This is a genomic window from Pseudomonas sp. PARCl1, from assembly GCF_947311875.1.
In the GTDB taxonomy this organism is placed as follows: Bacteria; Pseudomonadota; Gammaproteobacteria; order Pseudomonadales; family Pseudomonadaceae; genus Aquipseudomonas; species Aquipseudomonas juntendi.
The window spans coordinates 15,668-34,438 of the sequence record NZ_CAMZMX010000024.1; the positions used below are offsets into that span (position 1 = coordinate 15,668).

20 protein-coding genes are annotated in these 18,771 nt (G+C 63.7%); 2 read left to right on the forward strand and 18 right to left on the reverse strand.

Annotation, left to right across the window (positions count from 1 at the left end; genetic code table 11):
* From pabC to QME24_RS14445, 8 genes are all read right to left on the reverse strand, one after another.
* Window positions 1–816: an aminodeoxychorismate lyase gene (pabC, locus tag QME24_RS14410; protein ID WP_029887082.1), complete on the reverse strand. Its 816-nt coding sequence runs from the start codon at window positions 814–816 to the stop codon at window positions 1–3.
* Window positions 816–2,060, reverse strand: coding sequence for a beta-ketoacyl-ACP synthase II (fabF, locus tag QME24_RS14415; protein ID WP_192440704.1), 1,245 nt, complete (start codon window positions 2,058–2,060; stop codon window positions 816–818). The genes pabC and fabF overlap by 1 nt, the downstream gene beginning before the upstream one ends.
* A gap of 187 nt (window positions 2,061–2,247) precedes the next feature.
* Window positions 2,248–2,484 (reverse strand): acyl carrier protein, encoded by a 237-nt coding sequence (acpP, locus tag QME24_RS14420; RefSeq protein ID WP_054905790.1) that lies wholly within the window; start codon window positions 2,482–2,484, stop codon window positions 2,248–2,250.
* 202 nt (window positions 2,485–2,686) lie between these two features.
* Entirely contained in the window at window positions 2,687–3,427 is a 741-nt protein-coding gene (fabG, locus tag QME24_RS14425) for a 3-oxoacyl-ACP reductase FabG (protein WP_009685066.1), read from the reverse strand.
* Window positions 3,428–3,442: 15 nt separating this feature from the next.
* Entirely contained in the window at window positions 3,443–4,381 is a 939-nt protein-coding gene (fabD, locus tag QME24_RS14430) for an ACP S-malonyltransferase (RefSeq protein ID WP_082414728.1), read from the reverse strand.
* Window positions 4,382–4,546: 165 nt separating this feature from the next.
* Window positions 4,547–5,557 carry a phosphate acyltransferase PlsX gene (gene plsX / locus QME24_RS14435; protein WP_082416259.1) on the reverse strand — a complete coding sequence of 337 codons (1,011 nt, stop codon included), beginning with the start codon at window positions 5,555–5,557 and terminating at the stop codon, window positions 4,547–4,549.
* Window positions 5,558–5,560: 3 nt separating this feature from the next.
* Entirely contained in the window at window positions 5,561–5,743 is a 183-nt protein-coding gene (gene rpmF / locus QME24_RS14440; RefSeq protein WP_029887079.1) for a 50S ribosomal protein L32, read from the reverse strand.
* Between the two features lie 13 nt (window positions 5,744–5,756).
* Window positions 5,757–6,284, reverse strand: a complete 528-nt coding sequence (locus QME24_RS14445) for a YceD family protein (protein WP_080709253.1) — start codon at window positions 6,282–6,284, stop codon at window positions 5,757–5,759.
* 96 nt (window positions 6,285–6,380) lie between these two features.
* Here QME24_RS14445 and QME24_RS14450 point away from each other — a divergent pair, with 96 nt between their 5' ends.
* The gene (locus tag QME24_RS14450) at window positions 6,381–6,959 is read left to right on the forward strand and encodes a nucleoside triphosphate pyrophosphatase (RefSeq protein ID WP_054905787.1); all 579 of its coding nucleotides are present in this window, start codon (window positions 6,381–6,383) and stop codon (window positions 6,957–6,959) included.
* Between the two features lie 123 nt (window positions 6,960–7,082).
* Here QME24_RS14450 and QME24_RS14455 read toward each other — a convergent pair whose 3' ends face one another.
* The 3 genes from QME24_RS14455 to rluC are packed head-to-tail and all read right to left on the reverse strand — an operon-like array spanning window position 7,083 to window position 9,713.
* Window positions 7,083–8,072 carry a S49 family peptidase gene (locus QME24_RS14455; RefSeq protein ID WP_009685073.1) on the reverse strand — a complete coding sequence of 330 codons (990 nt, stop codon included), beginning with the start codon at window positions 8,070–8,072 and terminating at the stop codon, window positions 7,083–7,085.
* A gap of 6 nt (window positions 8,073–8,078) precedes the next feature.
* Window positions 8,079–8,753 (reverse strand): HAD family hydrolase, encoded by a 675-nt coding sequence (locus tag QME24_RS14460; RefSeq protein ID WP_054905786.1) that lies wholly within the window; start codon window positions 8,751–8,753, stop codon window positions 8,079–8,081.
* A 3-nt stretch (window positions 8,754–8,756) separates the two neighbouring features.
* Window positions 8,757–9,713, reverse strand: a complete 957-nt coding sequence (gene rluC, locus QME24_RS14465; protein ID WP_054905797.1) for a 23S rRNA pseudouridine(955/2504/2580) synthase RluC — start codon at window positions 9,711–9,713, stop codon at window positions 8,757–8,759.
* Between the two features lie 801 nt (window positions 9,714–10,514).
* On the opposite strand from rluC, the gene rne reads away from it, so the two are divergent.
* On the forward strand, window positions 10,515–13,892 hold the full coding sequence (gene rne / locus QME24_RS14470; protein ID WP_281690873.1) for a ribonuclease E: 3,378 nt from the start codon (window positions 10,515–10,517) through the stop codon (window positions 13,890–13,892).
* A 226-nt stretch (window positions 13,893–14,118) separates the two neighbouring features.
* On the opposite strand, the gene murB is transcribed toward rne, so the two are convergent.
* From murB to QME24_RS14505, 7 genes are read right to left on the reverse strand one after another with little or no spacing between them, the layout of a single operon-like run.
* Complete coding sequence (gene murB / locus QME24_RS14475) at window positions 14,119–15,138, reverse strand: UDP-N-acetylmuramate dehydrogenase (protein ID WP_054905784.1); 1,020 nt, start codon at window positions 15,136–15,138, stop codon at window positions 14,119–14,121.
* A complete protein-coding gene (locus tag QME24_RS14480) occupies window positions 15,135–15,599 on the reverse strand; it encodes a low molecular weight protein-tyrosine-phosphatase (RefSeq protein WP_054905783.1) in 465 nt (154 codons plus the stop codon). The genes murB and QME24_RS14480 overlap by 4 nt, the downstream gene beginning before the upstream one ends.
* The gene (gene kdsB, locus QME24_RS14485) at window positions 15,599–16,363 is read right to left on the reverse strand and encodes a 3-deoxy-manno-octulosonate cytidylyltransferase (protein WP_054905782.1); all 765 of its coding nucleotides are present in this window, start codon (window positions 16,361–16,363) and stop codon (window positions 15,599–15,601) included. Before kdsB ends, QME24_RS14480 begins: the two co-directional genes overlap by 1 nt.
* Window positions 16,360–16,545: a Trm112 family protein gene (locus QME24_RS14490; protein ID WP_003247142.1), complete on the reverse strand. Its 186-nt coding sequence runs from the start codon at window positions 16,543–16,545 to the stop codon at window positions 16,360–16,362. The genes kdsB and QME24_RS14490 overlap by 4 nt, the downstream gene beginning before the upstream one ends.
* Before the next feature lie 43 nt (window positions 16,546–16,588).
* Entirely contained in the window at window positions 16,589–17,590 is a 1,002-nt protein-coding gene (lpxK, locus tag QME24_RS14495) for a tetraacyldisaccharide 4'-kinase (protein WP_054905781.1), read from the reverse strand.
* Complete coding sequence (locus QME24_RS14500) at window positions 17,590–18,024, reverse strand: biopolymer transporter ExbD (RefSeq protein ID WP_012271149.1); 435 nt, start codon at window positions 18,022–18,024, stop codon at window positions 17,590–17,592. The genes lpxK and QME24_RS14500 overlap by 1 nt, the downstream gene beginning before the upstream one ends.
* Entirely contained in the window at window positions 18,021–18,656 is a 636-nt protein-coding gene (locus QME24_RS14505; RefSeq protein ID WP_009685211.1) for a MotA/TolQ/ExbB proton channel family protein, read from the reverse strand. The genes QME24_RS14500 and QME24_RS14505 overlap by 4 nt, the downstream gene beginning before the upstream one ends.
* Window positions 18,657–18,771 lie beyond the last annotated feature (115 nt).

The window sequence follows — 18,771 nt, forward strand, 5'->3', positions numbered from 1 at the left end:
TCAGGTTTCCAGTAACGTACGGGCAACGGCCTGCAGTTTTCGGGTAAGCGGGCCCGGCGACCAGTTTAACGCGGCAAGCCCGCGCACGGGCCACACGCCATAGACGCTGTTGCAAACAAATACTTCATCGGCCTGCTCCAGCGCACCATACGGCAGGTCGCAGACGTTGGCCGTAATACCCTGCAAGCGCGCCTGTTCGAGCAAGGCACCGCGCATGACCCCGGCCACGCCACAACGGCTGAGGTCGGCAGTAAAAAGCACGCCGTCGCGCACCAGGAACAGATTGCTGTATACCCCTTCGATCACCCGGCCTTGCCCGTCACACATCAGGCCCTCGGCATGGTCACTGTCCTGCCATTCGGCACGGGCCAGCACCTGCTCCAGGCGGTTGAGGTGTTTGAGCCCGGCCAGCAACGGTTGTTCCCCAAGCCGTGTCTGGCAGGGGAACAAGCGTACGCCCTGCTCGGCATGGGCAACAGGATAGCTGGGTAATGGGCCGCCCTGCAGGATACGCCGGGGCACGGCATCGGCAACCGGCGCGTAACCACGCTGGCTGTCGCCACGGGTGAGGATGAGTTTGGCTACCCCGTCACCGAGCTGGCTGGCGTAGCGCAGCAATTCCTCACGCACCTGCGCCAGGTCGGCGCCAATCGCCAGCCGCTGGCAACCCAGCGCCAGGCGAGCGAGATGGCCATCCAGGAGGCTGGGCCGGCCATGCCGAACGGCGATGGTTTCGAAAAGACCATCGCCGTAAGCCAGCCCGCGGTTCTGCAGATTGAGCGCAGTCGCAGGCTGGCCGTCGATCCAGCTGAGCATCAACCGGCGAACCGGCGGAACACCAGCGAGCCGTTGGTGCCACCAAAGCCGAACGAGTTGGACAACACCACATCGATCGGCATGCTGCGCGCCTGGTGCGGCACGAAGTCCAGGTCGCAACCCTCGTCCGGTTCGTCCAGGTTGATGGTCGGCGGCGCCATCTGGCTGTTGATCGCCAGCACACTGAAGATCGCCTCTACCGCGCCGGCTGCCCCCAGCAGGTGGCCGGTCATCGACTTGGTCGAGCTGACTGCCAGCTTGTAGGCGTGGTCGCCGAATACGCGCTTGATCGCCGCCACCTCGGCAATATCGCCCGCGGGGGTCGAAGTGCCATGGGCGTTGATGTAGCTCACGTGCTCCGGCTGGATGCCAGCATCGCGCAGGGCGTTGGCCATGCAGCGCGCAGCGCCTTCACCGGAGTCTGGTGGCGAGGTCATGTGGTAGGCGTCGCCGCTCATGCCAAAACCGATCAACTCGGCATAGATGGTCGCCCCACGGGCCTGGGCATGCTCCAGTTCTTCGAGCACCAAGGCACCGGCACCGTCGGACAGCACGAAACCGTCGCGACCTTTGTCCCATGGGCGGCTGGCGCGGGCAGGCTCGTCGTTGCGGGTGGACAGCGCGCGCGAAGCACCGAAGCCACCCATGCCCAGCCCGCAAGCGGCCATTTCGGCGCCGCCGGCAATCATTACGTCGGCTTCACCGTAGGCGATATTGCGCGCGGCCATGCCGATGCAATGGGTGCCGGTGGTGCAGGCCGTGGCAATGGCGTAGTTGGGGCCCTGCAGGCCCAGGTGGATCGACAGGAAACCCGAGATCATGTTGATGATCGAGCCCGGCACGAAGAATGGCGAAATGCGACGCGGCCCCGAGTCATGCAGGATGCGGCTGGTTTCTTCGATGTTGGTCAGGCCACCGATCCCCGACCCCATGGCCACGCCGATGCGCTCGCGGTTGGCGTCGGTGACTTCCAGGCCGGCATTACGCACCGCCTGGAACCCGGCCGCCAGGCCGTACTGGATGAACAGGTCGAGTTTGCGGGCCTCTTTGGCCGACAGGTACTGCTCCACCTCGAAGCCTTTCACCGAGCCGCCAAAACGGGTGGAGTAGGCAGACAGGTCCGTGTGTTCGATCGGACCGATGCCACTGCGGCCAGCCAGAATGCCCTGCCAGGTGCTCGGTACATCGGTACCCAGTGGCGACAGCATACCCATACCGGTGACCACGACGCGTCTACGCGACACAGTACTCTCCTTTTCTAATAACAGAGTCTCTTGGCATTGCATTCAAGCGCTGGAATGAAATGGCAACAGGCTCTTGGTGCGCGGTGAACGAGGCGGCCTGGACAATACGCGGCGCTCGCAAAGAAAAAACCGCACGCCAGCGAAGGCAGTGCGGTTTTCCCCGACAAGTAGCGTCGACGGTAACGTCTTAAGCCTGGTGGTTCTTGACGTAGTCGATAGCAGCTTGAACGGTAGTGATCTTCTCGGCTTCTTCGTCAGGGATTTCGGTCTCGAATTCCTCTTCCAGAGCCATCACCAGTTCAACGGTGTCAAGCGAATCGGCACCCAGGTCATCGACGAAGGACTTCTCAACAGTCACTTCTTCTGCCTTGACGCCCAGTTGCTCGGCGACGATATTCTTGACGCGTTCTTCGATGGTGCTCATACCTAGTTTTCACTCCTAATGGATATATGCAGGCAGCTGGCCGGTGGCTAATTTTATAGAAAGACGTTCGCTTTTCAAGCTGAACCTGCCTTCAGGCTAGTCACCGCACCCGCTGTCTGGAATCTGATTGCAGCTTTATAACGGATTTTAGGCTCGCAGTATGACTCTTTTTTTACGAAATCCGTCACATTGAGTTGCAGGGTTACATGTACATCCCGCCGTTGACCGGCACGGTTGCACCGGTTACATAGGCTGCACCGTCCGAAGCCAGGAACGAAACCACCTTGGCAATTTCGTCGGCCTGCCCCAGGCGGCCCAGTGGAATCTGGGTTTGCAGGGCTTCGCGCTGCGCTTCAGGCAGTTCGCGGGTCATGTCGGTATCGATGAAACCAGGGGTCACCGAGTTGACGGTAATGCCACGCGAACCGACTTCACGCGCCAGGGCGCGGCTGAAGCCTTCCAGCCCGGCCTTGGCAGCCGCATAGTTGGCCTGGCCAGCGTTACCCATGGCACCGACGACCGAGCCGATGCTGATGATACGACCCCAACGGGCCTTGGTCATGCCACGCAGCACGCCCTTGGACAGACGGTAGAGGCTGTTCAGGTTGGTGTCGATCACGTCGAACCATTCGTCGTCTTTCATGCGCAGCATGAGGTTGTCCCGGGTGATGCCGGCGTTGTTGACCAGAATGGCCGGGGCGCCGAACTGCTCGCCAATGGCAGCCAGTACCGCGTCAACCGACTCGGCGCTGGTCACGTTCAGTTCCATGCCGGTGCCGGTGATACCGTGCTCCTTCAGGGTGGCGGCGATACGCTCGGCGCCGGAGGCCGAAGTGGCGGTACCAATCACGGTTGCGCCCTGGCGGCCCAGTTCCAGGGCGATGGCCTGGCCAATGCCACGGCTGGCGCCAGTGACCAGTGCAACTTTACCTTGCAGGCTCATGCAAGCTTCTCCAAATCAGGCCAGTGCCGCGCGGGTGGCGGCAACGGCGTCAGGGGTATTGAGGTTGTAAGTGGTCACGCCATCGGCGCAACGCTTGTTCAGGCCAGCCAGGACTTTGCCCGGGCCGCACTCGACCAGATTGACTGCACCATTGGCCGCCAGGGCCTGCACGCACTCAACCCAGCGTACCGGCTGGTACAGCTGCGCCAGCAGGTCCTGCTTGAGGGCATCGAGGTCGGCCGCGATGGCGGCGGTGACGTTCTGCACCACCGGAATCTGCGGGGCCTTCCACTCGATGGCGTTGACCGCATCGGCAAAGCGCTCGGCAGCTGGCTTCATCAGGGCGCAGTGCGAAGGCACGCTGACGGCCAGCGGCAGGGCGCGCTTGGCGCCTTTGGCCTTGCACAGCTCCATGGCGCGGTCGACCGCCGCCTTGTTCCCGGCGATGACCACCTGCCCTGGCGAGTTGAAGTTGACGGCACTGACCACTTCATCTTCAGCCGCTTCGGCGCACAGCTCCACGACCACAGCGTCGTCCAGGCCGAGGATGGCGGCCATGGCCCCGTGCCCGGCAGGTACCGCTTCCTGCATCAGCTGGCCACGGCGCTCGACCAGGCGCACAGCGTCTTTCAGGCTGATGCTGCCGGCAGCGACCAGGGCGCTGTATTCACCCAGGCTATGACCGGACACGAAAGCTGGCGTGGCACCGCCCTCTTCCAGCCACAGACGCCACAGCGCGATGGACGCGGCGAGGATCGCCGGCTGCGTCTTGTCAGTCTGGTTGAGTTGCTCTTCCGGACCTTCCTGAACCAGCTTCCACAGGTCGTAACCGAGAGCTTCAGAAGCTTCCTTGAAGGTTTCGATGATCACTGGCTTCTCGGCGCCGAGCTCGGCGAGCATGCCCAGCGACTGGGAACCTTGACCGGGAAAGACGAATGCGAGAGATGCAGACATTGAACAAGCCCTTATGATCTTGTCGTCGGATAGGGTACGCCAGGCCTTGGGCCAGGCGCGGAATCTGAAAGCTTGGATGAAGACGCAGACCAAGCGGTCACATTTAAGCACTTCATCGGGGATATGCCTAAGGTCTTTGTTTGCCTGCCCGGGCCCCGTCGCAGGCTAAAGCAGCAGGTCCTCCAAACGCCCGTGCAAACGCTGCGGCAGATTCTCCTGAATCTCGATCAACGCCCGCTGGATGGCACTCTGGAACCCCTGAACGCCCGCAGAGCCATGGCTCTTGATGACGATACCCTGCAAACCCAGGAAACTCGCGCCATTGTGCCGCGCCGGCGCCAGGTCGGCCTGCAGGCGCTTGAGCAGGGGCATGGCCACGGCTCCAGCGGCCCGCGCCAGCAACCCGCCCTTGAACAATTGCTCGATCCGCGCACCGATCATGGTGGCCAGGCCCTCGCTGGATTTGAGCAGGATATTGCCAACGAAGCCGTCGCACACCACCACATCCGCCTCGCCACGGTACAGCCCGTCACCTTCGACAAAGCCCACATAGTTGAGCCCGCGGGCATTGTGCAACAGGCTTGCCGCCAACTTGACCTGCTGGTTGCCCTTGATGTCCTCGGTACCGATGTTCAGCAACGCCACCCGCGGGCGGTGAACACCCAGGGCCTGGGCGGCCACCGACCCCATCACGGCGAACTGGTACAGGTTTTCGGCACTGCAATCGACATTGGCGCCCAGGTCGAGCAACTGGCAGTAACCGGCCTGGGTCGGGATCGCCGCCACCATGGCCGGGCGGTCGATACCCGGCAGGGTCTTGAGCACGAAGCGTGACAATGCCATCAGCGCGCCAGTGTTGCCGGCACTGACGCAGGCCTGGGCCTTGCCATCACGCACCAGTTCCAGGGCGATGCGCATGGACGAGTCCGGCTTGCCACGCAGCACCTGGGATGGCCGCTCGTCCATGCCGACCACTTCACTGGCGGCGACGATTTGCAGGCGCGCGCGATCCGCAGCCGCAAGGCCGCTGACAAGATCTTCCAGGAGTGAGGGTTGACCGACGAGGGTCAGGTGCAACGAGGGGGTAGCGGAAAGGCAGGCAATGCTAGCCTGAACAATGCTGCGGGGACCGAAGTCCCCGCCCATTGCGTCGATCGCGATGACCTGAGCGGACAAGGATTACTCGTCAGCGCCCTTGTCGACCACTTTGCGACCACGGTATACGCCTTCTGGCGAAACGTGGTGGCGCAGGTGGACTTCACCGGTGGACTTGTCTACCGACAGCGCGTTTTCCGACAGGGCGTCGTGCGAACGGCGCATGTCACGGGCAGAGCGGGATTTTTTGTTCTGCTGAACAGCCATAATTGATTAACTCCTAAACGTTTGGGTCACGCTTTAACTGCGCCAAAACACTGAACGGGTTGGACCGCGATACCTCGTCCTTGCTCGATTCGGGCTCGTCTGCGCCCGCCGGCTGCTGGCATTCTTCCGGATGATGAGCAGGCACGATTGGCAGGGCGAGCAGAAGCTCCTCCTCGATCAATGCCTGCAGATCCAAAGGATCTTCGCCCAGTTCCAGCACGTCATAGCCTTTCGGCAACGACTGGGTATTCGCACCCTCCTTCACCACAGCGTAAGTGCATTCGCTATGGATCGGCAGGGTGACCAGCTCAAGACAACGCTGGCAAACCATTTTGACTTCGACGTCCAGCTCGCTGTGGATAACCACCACGTGCTGTTCATCTCGTTCAAAATCGAACTTCGCCTGCACCGTACCGACATTGTCGGAAAGCGGGTCGCAGAGTCTTTCCAAATCAGCGAGCGGCAGCGAACCGTTAAGGGTTACGCCACGATCGGCTAATTTGCGCGGGTCAACGTGAGGTGGAATCGGGTCATTCAACATAGGCGCAGCATAATAGGGATGCCCCCCGCCCCTGTCAAAGGAAATTAGGCGGCATCGTGCGTGATAGAATTTGTTCAACTGAATCAGGAGTCTACCATGCTTCCTCTGTTACTGGCTTCCAGCTCTGCCTATCGCCGCGAACTGCTCGCCCGCCTGCAACTGCCTTTCACCTGGGCAAGCCCCGACATAGACGAGCAGCGCCAGGCCGGCGAGCCAGCGCCAGAGCTGGTGCAGCGCCTGGCCAGGCAGAAGGCCGAGGCACTGGCGGGCAACCACCCCGGGCACCTGATCATCGGCTCGGACCAAGTGGCGGTGCTGGGCGAACAGGTGCTGGGCAAGCCGCAGACCTTCGAGCGCGCGTGCGAACAACTGCTGGCGTGCAGCGGGCAGCAGGTGTGCTTCCTGACCGGGCTGGCACTGCTTAACAGCGCCACCGGGCAATGCCAGGTCGATTGCATAGCGTTTACCGTGACCTTGCGCGAACTGAGCCGCGAGCAGGTGGAGCGCTATGTCGCGGCGGAGCAGCCGCTGGACTGCGCTGGCAGCTTCAAGGCGGAGGGGTTGGGGGTGAGTTTGTTTCAGAGCACCCATGGCTGCGACGCCACCAGCCTGATCGGGCTACCGTTGATTCGGCTGGTGGACATGCTGACCAAGGAAGGGGTGGTGATTCCTTGAGGGCCTGGGGCCGCTTTGCGGCCCATCGCCGGCAAGCCGGCTCCCATGGGTACTGCACAAGTTTTGAGAACTGTGGGATGCCTGTGGGAGCCGGCTTGCCGGCGATGGGGCCAGAACAGGCAATCAGCGCAGCTGTGGCCCCTGGAAGCCCATCCACATGGCCAGGTGCTCAGCCACACTGGCCCCGACCCGCTTGGAGAAGCGGTCAAACGGCGATTCCTGCACGGTGAAGTCCACCAACTCCTTCTCACCCACGATCTCACGCGCCACATAACTGGCACTGCCCAGCCCATCCACCAGCCCCAGCGCCTTGGCTTGCTCACCCGACCACACCAGGCCACTGAACAGCTCCGGGTGCTCCTTGTCTTTCAGGCGCTCGCCGCGGCCCTGCTTGACCATGGCGATGAACTGGTTGTGCGTGGTGTCCAGCACCCCTTGCCAGAACCGCGTCTCCTCGGGCTTTTCCGGCGAGAACGGGTCAAGGAACGCCTTGTGCTCACCCGAGGTGTAGGCGCGGCGCTCGACACCCAGCTTTTCCATGGTGCCGACGAAGCCGTAGCCGGCCGCCGTTACCCCGATGGACCCGACCAGGCTGGCCTTGTCGGCGTAGATCTCGTCTGCGGCACTGGCAATGTAGTAGGCACCGGACGCCCCCAGGTCGGCGATTACCGCGTACAGCTTGATGGCCGGGTATTCGGCACGCAGGCGGCGGATTTCGTCGTACACGTAACCGGCCTGCACCGGGCTGCCACCCGGGCTGTTGATGCGCATTACCACAGCTTTGGTCTTGCTGTCTTTGAAGGCCTCACGCAGGCTCTTCACGATATTGTCTGCGCTGGCCGCCTCCTGGTCGGCAATCACGCCACGCACCTCGACCAGTGCGGTATGGCTGGCACCGCGCGAGGCCGCCTTGTCCATATCCATCAGCGGCGAGAACAGCGCCAGGATGCCGAACAGGTAAACGAAGGTCAGCAGCTTGAAAAAAATCCCCCAGCGCCGTGAGCGGCGCTGCTCCTGCACACTGGCCAACAGGGTCTTTTCCAGCAGTTGCCAGCTCTTGCGCTCTTCGCGCTCCCCGGGCTCGGCCTCGGGGGCTTTCCATTCGTCTGCCATGCTCACCTACCTTGGAAGTGGAATTGCGGCCCCAGCCAACCACTCGCGCAGCTGGGAAAAATGCTCGATGCACACCTGCGGGCCAAACTCGGCCAGCGCCTGTAACGACATGGCACCATAGCCCACGGCCACCGAATGCATGCCGGCATTGCTGGCCATTTGCAGGTCGAATGCCGAATCTCCGACCATCAGCGCACGCTGCGGTTCTACACCACAATGGCCGAGAATTTCCTCGAGCATCAGCGGGTGTGGCTTGCCACGGGTTTCATCAGCGGCGCGGGTAATGTCGAAAAACGCCTGCCAGCCATTGGCCTTGAGCACCCGATCGAGGCCGCGACGGGCCTTGCCGGTGGCCACCGCCAGGCGGTAACCCTCGGCGCGGAAGGCGTCCAGCGACTCGCTCACACCCTCGAACAGCGGCGAAGGCTGCTGATCCAGGGCGGTGTAGATATCAGCGTAGTGCTGACGGAAGCTTTCGACCTGAACGGGCTCCAGGTGCGGGTACAGGGTATGGATGGCCTCGTCCAGGGCCAGGCCGATGATGCCCTTGATCGCATCATCACTGCGTTGCGCCTCACCGGCACGCACGGCAGCCGCGTTCATGGACTCGACGATGCGCCCGATGGAGTCGGCCAGCGTGCCGTCCCAGTCGAATATCAGCAGTTCATAAGCTTTTTTCATAGGTCACGGCGCACTCAGCCGCTCCACCGTCTTGGCCCAGACATCGTCCACCGGCGCTTCAAGCTTGAGCTCGCCACCGTCCGGCAGCGGCACGGTCAGCGCGTAGGCGTGCAGGAACAGGCGCTTGCCACCCAACTCGCGAATTTCGCGGCTGAAATCTTCGTCGCCGTATTTGTTGTCGCCGGCGATCATGTGCCCGGCATGCAGGGTATGCACGCGAATCTGGTGGGTACGCCCGGTGATTGGCCGCGCCTCGACAATGGTGGCGAAATCGCCGAAGCGACGCAGCACGCGGAACAGGGTCAGCGCCTCCTTGCCCTCATCGTTCACCTCGACCATGCGCTCGCCCGAGCGCAGGTTGCTTTTGAGCAGGGGCGCGTTGACCTGTTTCTTGGCCGTGGGCCAGTGGCCCCGCACCAATGCCATGTAGCGCTTGTCCACGCCATCACCGCGCAGCGCCGCATGCAGGTGGCGCAACATGCTGCGCTTCTTGGCGATCATCAGCAGACCGGAGGTGTCGCGGTCCAGGCGGTGCACCAGCTCCAGCTCCTTGGCGTCAGGGCGCAGCTGGCGCAGCGCCTCGATCACGCCGAAGCTCAGGCCACTACCGCCATGCACGGCGATGCCGGCCGGCTTGTTCATCACGATCAGCGCCTTGTCTTCATAGACGATGGCCGCCTCCAGGCGCTGCAACAGCCCCTGGGCGACCGGTGCCGGCTCGTCGCGCTCCGGCAGGCGGACGGGCGGCACCCGCACGATATCGCCGGCCTGGATCTTGTACTCGGGTTTCACGCGGCCCTTGTTGACCCGCACCTCACCCTTGCGCAGGATGCGGTAGACCAGGGTCTTGGGTACGCCCTTGAGCGCCGTGATGAGGAAATTGTCGATGCGTTGGCCGGCAAGCTCCGGCGCGACTTCGATCAGCTGTACGCCGGAAGTCGGAGGGGTATTGGTCGTCATGGCGGGAATCATAACAATTTTTTATGGAATTGAAGCACTTAATCATTGCTGCTATAGTCGCGAACGCCGCCAAAAGTGGCAGGCCAGCAAAACCAGGCCCAGAGCCGGTTGCTGACCTACGCAATTCTCCAGGACGCGAGGCCGTCCTACGGGGTTTTCGCCAGTTTACCGAATTGCCTGGAATCGCCACCAGCGCTGTGTAGAGAAGACCGAAAAAAAACGACAAGTGTGGTTGTTCACCTGCTTACCCGATTCTTTTCGTTGTAGCTCTGCCCGCCCCCGTCGCTTCCACGCAACGCAAGGCGAATGCTCCGGAAACAACAGCCTTGGACATGTAATGGCGTCAGCTTCCCATTCGAAGCTGGCGAAAAATGCAACCCGTTGCGGATTCAGCGCGCGGCAGCACCCGAATTATCAGGGATACGTGCAGGGTGGAGATGCACAGCCCTCGGACCGTGTAGCACCGCGTCCGGCCAGCAGCCGATTGAAGGCTGGTGAGCGGATAAGGTCCTGAACAGATGCCCCCGGGCGTCCACGGCTGACGGTTGATTCCTCCTCCTGACTGAGTGCACAAGGCCCGCTTGGTTGATTCGGATACCCATTCGAAGCCACCGGGGCCTTGTTGGCACCGCAGCAAACAGGACGCGTCGTCGCGACAACGGCAGGCTGGGCAACCGGCTGGTGCCGAACGTTGCTCGACACGGGGGTGGCCCGGCCACCCTTTGCGCACCTTGGCACCGACCATGAGACGTCGTGTGTGCCGAACGCCGTTTCCGGCAGCCCGGAAACCGACGGTACAACATGAAAAGAATGCTGATTAACGCAACTCAACCCGAAGAGTTGCGTGTAGCCCTGGTGGACGGCCAACGTCTCTACGACCTGGACATCGAGTCCGGCGCGCGTGAGCAGAAAAAGGCCAACATCTACAAAGGCAAGATCACCCGCATCGAACCCAGCCTCGAAGCCGCTTTCGTCGACTTCGGTTCCGAACGTCACGGCTTCCTGCCGCTGAAAGAAATCTCCCGCGAATACTTCAAGAAAACCCCGGAAGGCCGGGTGAACATCAAGGAAGTGCTCAGCGAAGGCCAGGAAGTCATCGTTCAGGTCGAGAAGGAAGAGCGTGGCAACAAAGGTGCCGCCCTCACCACCTTCATCAGCCTGGCCGGCCGCTACCTGGTACTGATGCCCAACAACCCGCGCGCCGGTGGCATCTCGCGCCGCATCGAAGGCGAAGAGCGCAACGAACTGCGCGAAGCCCTGAACGGCCTGACCGTACCGGGCGACATGGGCCTGATCGTGCGCACCGCCGGCCTGGGCCGCAGCAGCGAAGAAATGCAGTGGGACCTGGACTACCTGCTGCAACTGTGGACCGCCATCAAGGAAGCGTCCCTGGACCGCGCCGCGCCGTTCCTGATCTACCAGGAAAGCAACGTCATCATCCGCGCCATCCGCGACTACCTGCGCCAGGACATCGGCGAAGTATTGATCGACAGCATCGACGCCCAGGAAGAAGCACTGACCTTCATCCGTCAGGTGATGCCTCAGTACGCCAGCAAGGTCAAGCTCTACGAAGACAGCGTGCCGCTGTTCAACCGCTTCCAGATCGAAAGCCAGATCGAAACCGCCTTCCAGCGCGTGGTCGACCTGCCGTCCGGTGGCTCGATCGTGATCGACCCGACCGAAGCCCTGGTGTCCATCGACATCAACTCGGCGCGCGCCACCAAAGGCAGCGACATCGAAGAAACCGCCCTGCAGACCAACCTGGAAGCGGCCGAGGAAATCGCCCGCCAGCTGCGCCTGCGTGACATCGGCGGCCTGATCGTCATCGACTTCATCGACATGACCCCGGCCAAGAACCAGCGCGCCGTCGAAGAGCGCGTGCGTGAGTGCCTGGAAGCCGACCGCGCCCGCGTGCAGGTTGGCCGCATCTCCCGCTTTGGCCTGCTGGAAATGTCCCGTCAGCGCCTGCGCCCATCGCTGGGTGAAAGCAGCGGCATCGTCTGCCCACGTTGCTCCGGCACCGGCATCATCCGTGACGTCGAGTCGCTGTCGCTGGCCATCCTGCGCCTGATCGAAGAAGAAGCCCTGAAAGACCGCACCGCCGAAGTGCGTGCCCAGGTGCCAATCCCGGTAGCAGCGTTCCTGCTCAACGAAAAGCGTAATTCCATCACCAAGATCGAGCTGCGCACCCGTGCGCGCATCATCATCCTGCCGAACGATCACCTGGAAACCCCGCACTTCGAAGTCCAGCGCCTGCGCGACGACAACCCGGAAGTGCTGAACAACCAGTCCAGCTACGAAATCGCCGCCAGCGAAACCGAAGAAGCACCACAACCGACTGCTACCCGTACCCTGGTTCGCCAGGAAGCGGCCGTGAAAACCGCCCCGGCCCGCGCCAATGCACCGGTACCGGCCGCCGCCGAAGTGCAGCAGCCTGCACCGGCCGCCGCCGCCGCGCCGAGCGCGCCGGAGCCAAGCCTGTTCAAGGGCCTGGTCAAGTCGCTGGTCAGCCTGTTCGCCGGCAAGGACGAGCCTGCCGCTGCCCCGGTCGCCCCTGCCGCCGAGAAACCGGCCGCCGAGCGCAGCCCACGCAACGAAGAACGCCGCAACGGCCGTCAGCAAAGCCGCAACCGCAATGGCCGCCGCGACGAAGAGCGCAAACCACGTGAAGAGCGTGCCGAACGCGTACCACGCGAAGAGCGTCAGCCACGCGAGGAACGCGCTGCGCGTGAAGAACGTGCGCCACGTGAAGAGCGCGCACCACGCGAGGAACGCGCCCCACGCCAGCCACGCGAAGACCGCCGTGGCAACCGTGGCGAAGAGCGCGTGCGCGAACTGCGCGAGCCGCTGGATGCCACTCCGCCAGCCGAGCGCGAAGAGCGCCAGCCGCGTGAAGAGCGCGTAGCCCGTGAAGAGCGTGCACCGCGCGAAGAACGCGCCCCGCGTGAAGAGCGTGCTCCGCGCGAAGAACGTGCTCCACGTGAAGAACGTGCCCCGCGCGAAGAACGTGCTCCACGTGAAGAACGTGCCCCGCGCGAAGAACGTGCTCCACGTGAAGAGCGTGCTCCGCGCGAAGAACGTGCCCCGCGTGAAGAACGTGCCCCGCGCGAAGAACGTGCTCCACGTGAAGAACGTGCCCCGCGCGAAGAACGTGCTCCACGTGAAGAACGTGCCCCGCGCGAAGAACGTGCCCCGCGTGAAGAGCGTGCCCCACGCCCACCCCGTGAAGAGCGTCAGCCACGCGCTGCCGAAGAAGCGGCCGAACAGGCTGCCGAGCTGGCCGAAGAGCAACTGCCGAACGAAGAACAGCTGCAAGACGAGCAGGAAGGCACGGATGGCGAGCGTCCGCGCCGCCGCTCGCGTGGCCAGCGTCGCCGCAGCAACCGTCGTGAACGTCAGCGCAATGCCAATGGCGAGCTGATCGACGGCGAAGAAGAAGGCAGCGACGAGCAGCCACAGCAGCACCAGGCCACCGAGCTGGGTGCTGAACTGGCGGCGGGCCTGGCCGTGACTGCCGCTGTCGCGACCAGCAACATCAGCAGCGATGCCGAGGCCCAGGCCAACCAACAGGCCGAGCGCGCCAACGCTGACGTCGTTGCCGCTGCAGCAACCGACAACAGCGAAGCCGCCCAGCCGGTTGAGCAGGCTGAAAAGCTCGAGCAAGTCGAAGTTGTCACCAAGGTTGAAGAAGTGGCCGTGGCCCCAGTGGTCGAGCAGCCGGTCAGCGAGCCTGTGGCCGTGGTCGAGGCAACTGCCGAGCCAGTGGTCGAAGTCGCGCCACAACCGGTCGTCGAAGAAGCGCCTGTTGTCGAGCCGGCCGTGGCTGTCGAAGCTCCGGTAGAAGCGCCAGCTGTCGAAGCCGGTGAAATCGAGCAGGCGCCGACCGTGGTCGAGGCTGCGCCGGCTGTCGAACAGCCTGCCCCGGTTGCCGAAGCCCAGCCAGAAGTAGTGGCCGAGCCTGCACCTGTGGTTGTCGAGCCTGCGCCGGTCGCGGCCCCAGCTGTGGTAGAGCCTGCCACTGTCATGCTGGCCAACGGCCGCGCGCCGAACGACCCGCGTGAAGTGCGCCGCCGCAAACGTGAGGCCGAGGCTGCCGCCAAAGCCGCGCAGGAAGCTGCTGCAGCCACTGGCGAGCCAGCCCTGGAAACCGCCGATGAGCAAAAGCCTCATCATGGTTGATAGCCAAGGCTGAATGAAAAAGCCCCGCCAGTGCGAACTGGCGGGGCTTTTTCTTGGCCTATCACTTTATGTCAGCGCCGGGGCTGCCCTTTGTAGGAGCGGCCTTGTGTCGCGATGGGGCGCAAAGCGGCCCCGGGAATATTTGCATTGACGCTGAAATCTGGGGCCGCTACGCGCCCCATCGCGACACAAGGCCGCTCCTACAGGTTCTGCACCGCCCTCTAATTCAGTACAGGTTAGGCTCCATCTCCAGCTCAACCCCGAACCGTTCGAGGATATCGGCCTGGATCCGTCGCGCCAGCGCATGCATCTGCGCCCCACTCGCCTGGCCATGGTTGACCAGCACCAGCGACTGCAAGCGATGCACCCCGGCATCACCCTCGCGATAGCCCTTCCAGCCTGCCTGCTCGATCAACCAGCCTGCGGCCAGCTTTACCTGACCGTCAGCCTGCGGATAGGCGACCACGCCGGGGTACTGCGCACGGATACGCGCCACGCATTCGGCTGAAACCACCGGGTTCTTGAAGAAGCTTCCGGCATTACCCAGCTCGGCCGGGTCTGGCAGCTTTTCGCGGCGAATGCTGCAGATCGCATCGCTGATCGCCTGCGCCGTCGGTTCGGTCACGCCCTGCTCTGCCAGGCGCTGGCGGACCGGGCCGTAGTCCAGGTGCGCGTGCAGGGTCCGGCTCAAGGCAAACCGCACCCGCAGGATCAACCACCGGCCTGGGTTACGCTTGAATACGCTGTCGCGGTAACCGAAGGCACAGTCCGCCAGCGCGAAGTCGCGCAGCTCGCCCGTCTCGCGGTCCAGGGCCGTAAGGCCGACGAACACGTCCTTGATCTCCACCCCGTAGGCACCCACGTTCTGCATGGGTGCAGCGCCCACGGTGCCAGGGATCAGGCTGAGGTTCTCCAAGCCGCAAAAACCCTGCGCCAGGGTCCACTGCACGAACGGGTGCCAGGGCTCGCCGGCCTCGGCTTCGACCACCACATGCTCGCCGTCATCACTGAGCACCCGGCGGCCCTGGCTGGCCATGTGCAAGACCAGCGCATCGATATCGCGCGTCAGCAGCAGGTTGCTGCCGCCGCCGATCACCAGCACTGGCAACGCCAGGCGCTGAGCCTGGCTCAGCGCCTGGCGCACATGCAGGTCATTGCGGGCCTGGCTGAAGTAACGCGCCTTCACGTCGATGCCGAAGGTGTTGTAAGGCTTGAGCGATACCTGCTCCTGCCATTGCCCGGTCATATCCGCCCCTTGATTTCCAGCACCAGCGCCTGGCAGGCCGATTCGATCAGGTCGAGTACCTGCTCGAAGCCATCGGCGCCGCCGTAGTACGGGTCAGGCACTTCATCCAATGCCGCACCATAGCGGCGCAGGAACAGGTCAAGCTCGCCCGTCGCCGTTGGCGGGCGCAGGGCACGCAGGTCGCGAAGGTTGCTCTCGTCCATGGCCAGCACCAGGTCGTATTCGGCGAAGTGCCGCTGCTTGACCTGCTGCGCGCGTTGCCTGGACAAGTCATAGCCACGCGCCAGCGCCGCCTTGCAGGTGCGGCTGTCGGGTGATTTGCCAACGTGCCAGTCGCCCGTACCCGCGGAGGCCACCTGCACGCGGTCGGCGAGCCCGGCAGCCTGTAGCTGGTGGCGCAGCACGCCTTCGGCAGTGGGCGAGCGGCAAATGTTGCCCAGGCACACGAACAGTACGCGCATCAGGCCTCCAGCAAGCGCCGTACGCGCTCCAGGTCTTCTGCGGTGTCTACACCCACGGCAGGCGCCTCGATCGCGTCCTCGACGTGGATGCGCACACCGTGCCACAGGGCACGCAACTGCTCCAGGGCTTCGGTCTGCTCCAGCCAGCAGGGGCCCCAGCTGACGAAGTCGTGGAGGAAGCCCACGCGGTAGGCGTACATGCCGATATGGCGGCGGTAAGGTACGCCGGCTGGCAACTGGTCCTGGCCTTTGGCGAAGGTGTCACGCGCCCACGGCAGCGGCGCCCGGCTGAAGCTCAGGGCAAGGCCGTGCTTGTCGCTGACCACCTTCACCGCATTGGGGTTGAACACGGTTTCCGGCTCATGGATCTGCTCGGCCAGGGTGGCGATGGCCGCTTGCGGGTGGGCAGCCAGGTTGGCAGCTACCTGGTCGATGATCACCGGCGGGATCAGCGGCTCGTCACCCTGCACGTTGACCACGATGGCATCGGCCGCCAGGCCTAGTTGCGTCGCCACTTCAGCCAGGCGGTCGGTACCCGACTCATGGTCGACACGGGTCATCAGCACTTCAGCGCCAAAGGCCTGGCAAGCTTCGAAGATGCTGGCATCGTCGGTAGCGATGACCACGCGGCTGGCCGCGCTCTTGCGCGCCTGCTCCCATACATGTTGCACCATCGGCTTGCCGGCGATGGCCAGCAGCGGCTTGCCTGGCAAGCGCGTGGAACGCAGGCGGGCAGGAATCACCACGGTGTAGTCCAGGCTCATTTGTCCAGGCGCTCGTCGTCGGTCAGGGTACGTGCTTCGCTCTCCAGCATGACCGGGATACCGTCGCGAATCGGGTAGGCCAGGCCGGCACCCTTGCTGATCAGCTCGGTCTTGTCGGCGCTGAGCTTGAGCGGGCCCTTGGTGATTGGGCAGGCGAGGATATCGAGCAGTTTGGTGTCCATTGAAGGCTTCCTTTAGGCCAGATGGCCAGAAATGAAAACGGGCTCAGGGCTTGTGCAGCAAACGCTGCAGCTGGCTGTCGAACCAGGCGCTGAATGCCGGCGTGGGCTGTGCTTCGACAGCCAGGTACCACCAGTCGTCGGCGGCGAAGGCGCGGCATTTCACGGCGTCCTTCTCGGTCATGACCAGCGGTAGCGGTGGGCTGAAGGCCAGGCTCCGGGCGCTGAAGTGTGCATGGTCGGCAAAAGGGTGCGGCAGCGGCTGCCAGTTTAGCCCCAGCAGGGTATTGAAGAAACGTTGCGGGTTGCCGATACCGGCCACCGCGTGCAGGCGCTGGCCGGCGGGAAAATGGTCGAGTGGGCGGCGCTCGCCACTGCGCAGGTTGACCAGTGCGGATGGCTGCAGGCGCAGGCCAAAGCCACCGACACGGTCTTCGCCGGCACCATTGAACAGCACCGCATCGGCGCCCTGCAGGCGTTCGGCAGGCTCGCGCAGCGGGCCGGCCGGCAGGCAGCGGCCGTTGCCCAGGCCACGCGCGGCATCGATCAGGACCAGCTCCAGGTCACGTGCCAGGCGGTAGTGCTGCATGCCGTCATCACACAGGATCAGGTCCAGCGGTTCACTGGCCAGCAGGGCCTGCACGGCGCGGGCGCGATCTGGGTCGATCATCAGCGGTACCCCGCTGCGCTGCACGATCAGTAGCGGTTCGTCCCCGGCCTGTTCGGCAGACTGGTCGGCCAACACCCGCCACGGCAACTGCGGCGGTTTGGCGCCATAGCCACGGCTGACCACGCCGACGTTCAGCCCCTGCTGGCGGCAATGCTCGATCAGCCAGAGAATCATCGGTGTCTTGCCGGTGCCACCCACGGTGATATTGCCCACCACGATGACCGGCACCGGTGCGCGGTAGCTGGCACTTTCACCCTTTAGAAAGCGCGCGCGCTTGCGCGTGACCACGCGGCGGTACAACGCCTCCAGCGGGCGCAGCAGCGCCAGCGCCGGGTGCCCGGCGTACCAGGCGGCGAGCAGGCGATCGGCGATAGCCATCAGGGCGTGCCCTGGGCCGCCTCGACGGTGGTCATGCGCAATTGGCTGAAGCCGAGCTTGCCGGCAGCATCCATCGCAGTGACCACAGCCTGGTGCGGGGTCTTGCCATCGGCACTGATGGCCAGGGGCAGCTTGTTGTCACCACCCGACTCACGCTCGATGGCCTCGCTCAGTGTGGCCAGGTCGCTCTTGGGCAGCAGGTGGTTGTTCACCGAGTACACGCCTTCGGCGCTGATGGTGATTTCCACCAGCTTGCCCTGGTCGGCCGGCGCCTGCTCGGCACTGGCGGCCTCCGGCAGCTCGACCCGCAGCTGCGTTTCACGGGTGAAGGTGGTGGTGACCACGAAGAACAGCAGCAGCACGAACACCACGTCGATCAGCGACGCCAGGTTGATGTCGACGTTCTCCCGCTGGCGATTGCGCCGGAACTTCACGCCTTGCCTCCGGCCACTTCCACTTCGCGGTCGCCCTGCAGCACTTCCACCAGCTTGATCGCCTCCTGCTCCATGCCCACCACCAGTTCATCGATGCGGCGCAGCAGGAAACGGTGGAAGAACACCGCCGGAATACCGACCATCAGGCCCGCCGCCGTGGTGACCAGGGCCTTGGAAATACCACCGGCCAGTACCGCGGCGTTGGCGGTCATCTGCGTGCCCATGAAGGCACTGAAGATGTCGATCATGCCCAGCACGGTGCCCAGCAGGCCCAGCAGCGGGGCCATGGCAGCGATGGTGCCGAGGGTGCTGATGTAGCGCTCCAGCTCGTGGATAACGCGCGAAGCCGCCTCTTCGATGCACTCTTTCATGATTTCGCGGCCATGGCGCGAATTGGCCAGGCCCGCGGCGAGGATCTCACCCAGTGGCGAATCGGCGCGCAGCGCCTTGAGCTTGTCACTGGTGAGTTGCTTGTCCTTGATCCATATCCAGACCTGGCCCAGCAAGTGTGGCGGGGTGACGCGGCTGGCGCGCAGGGTCCACAGGCGCTCGATGACGATAGCCATGGCAGCGATGGAGCTCAGAATGATCGGCAGCATCATCCAACCACCGGACTTGACCAATTCCCACACAGTAAACGCCCCTTCGGATAAAGGCCGCCACTCTACCATAGGCACGGCGGAGGCTCATCTGCCGGAGATCAGGGAGCATGCCTTGGATCGGTATCAGGGCTGACAGGCGCTGCAA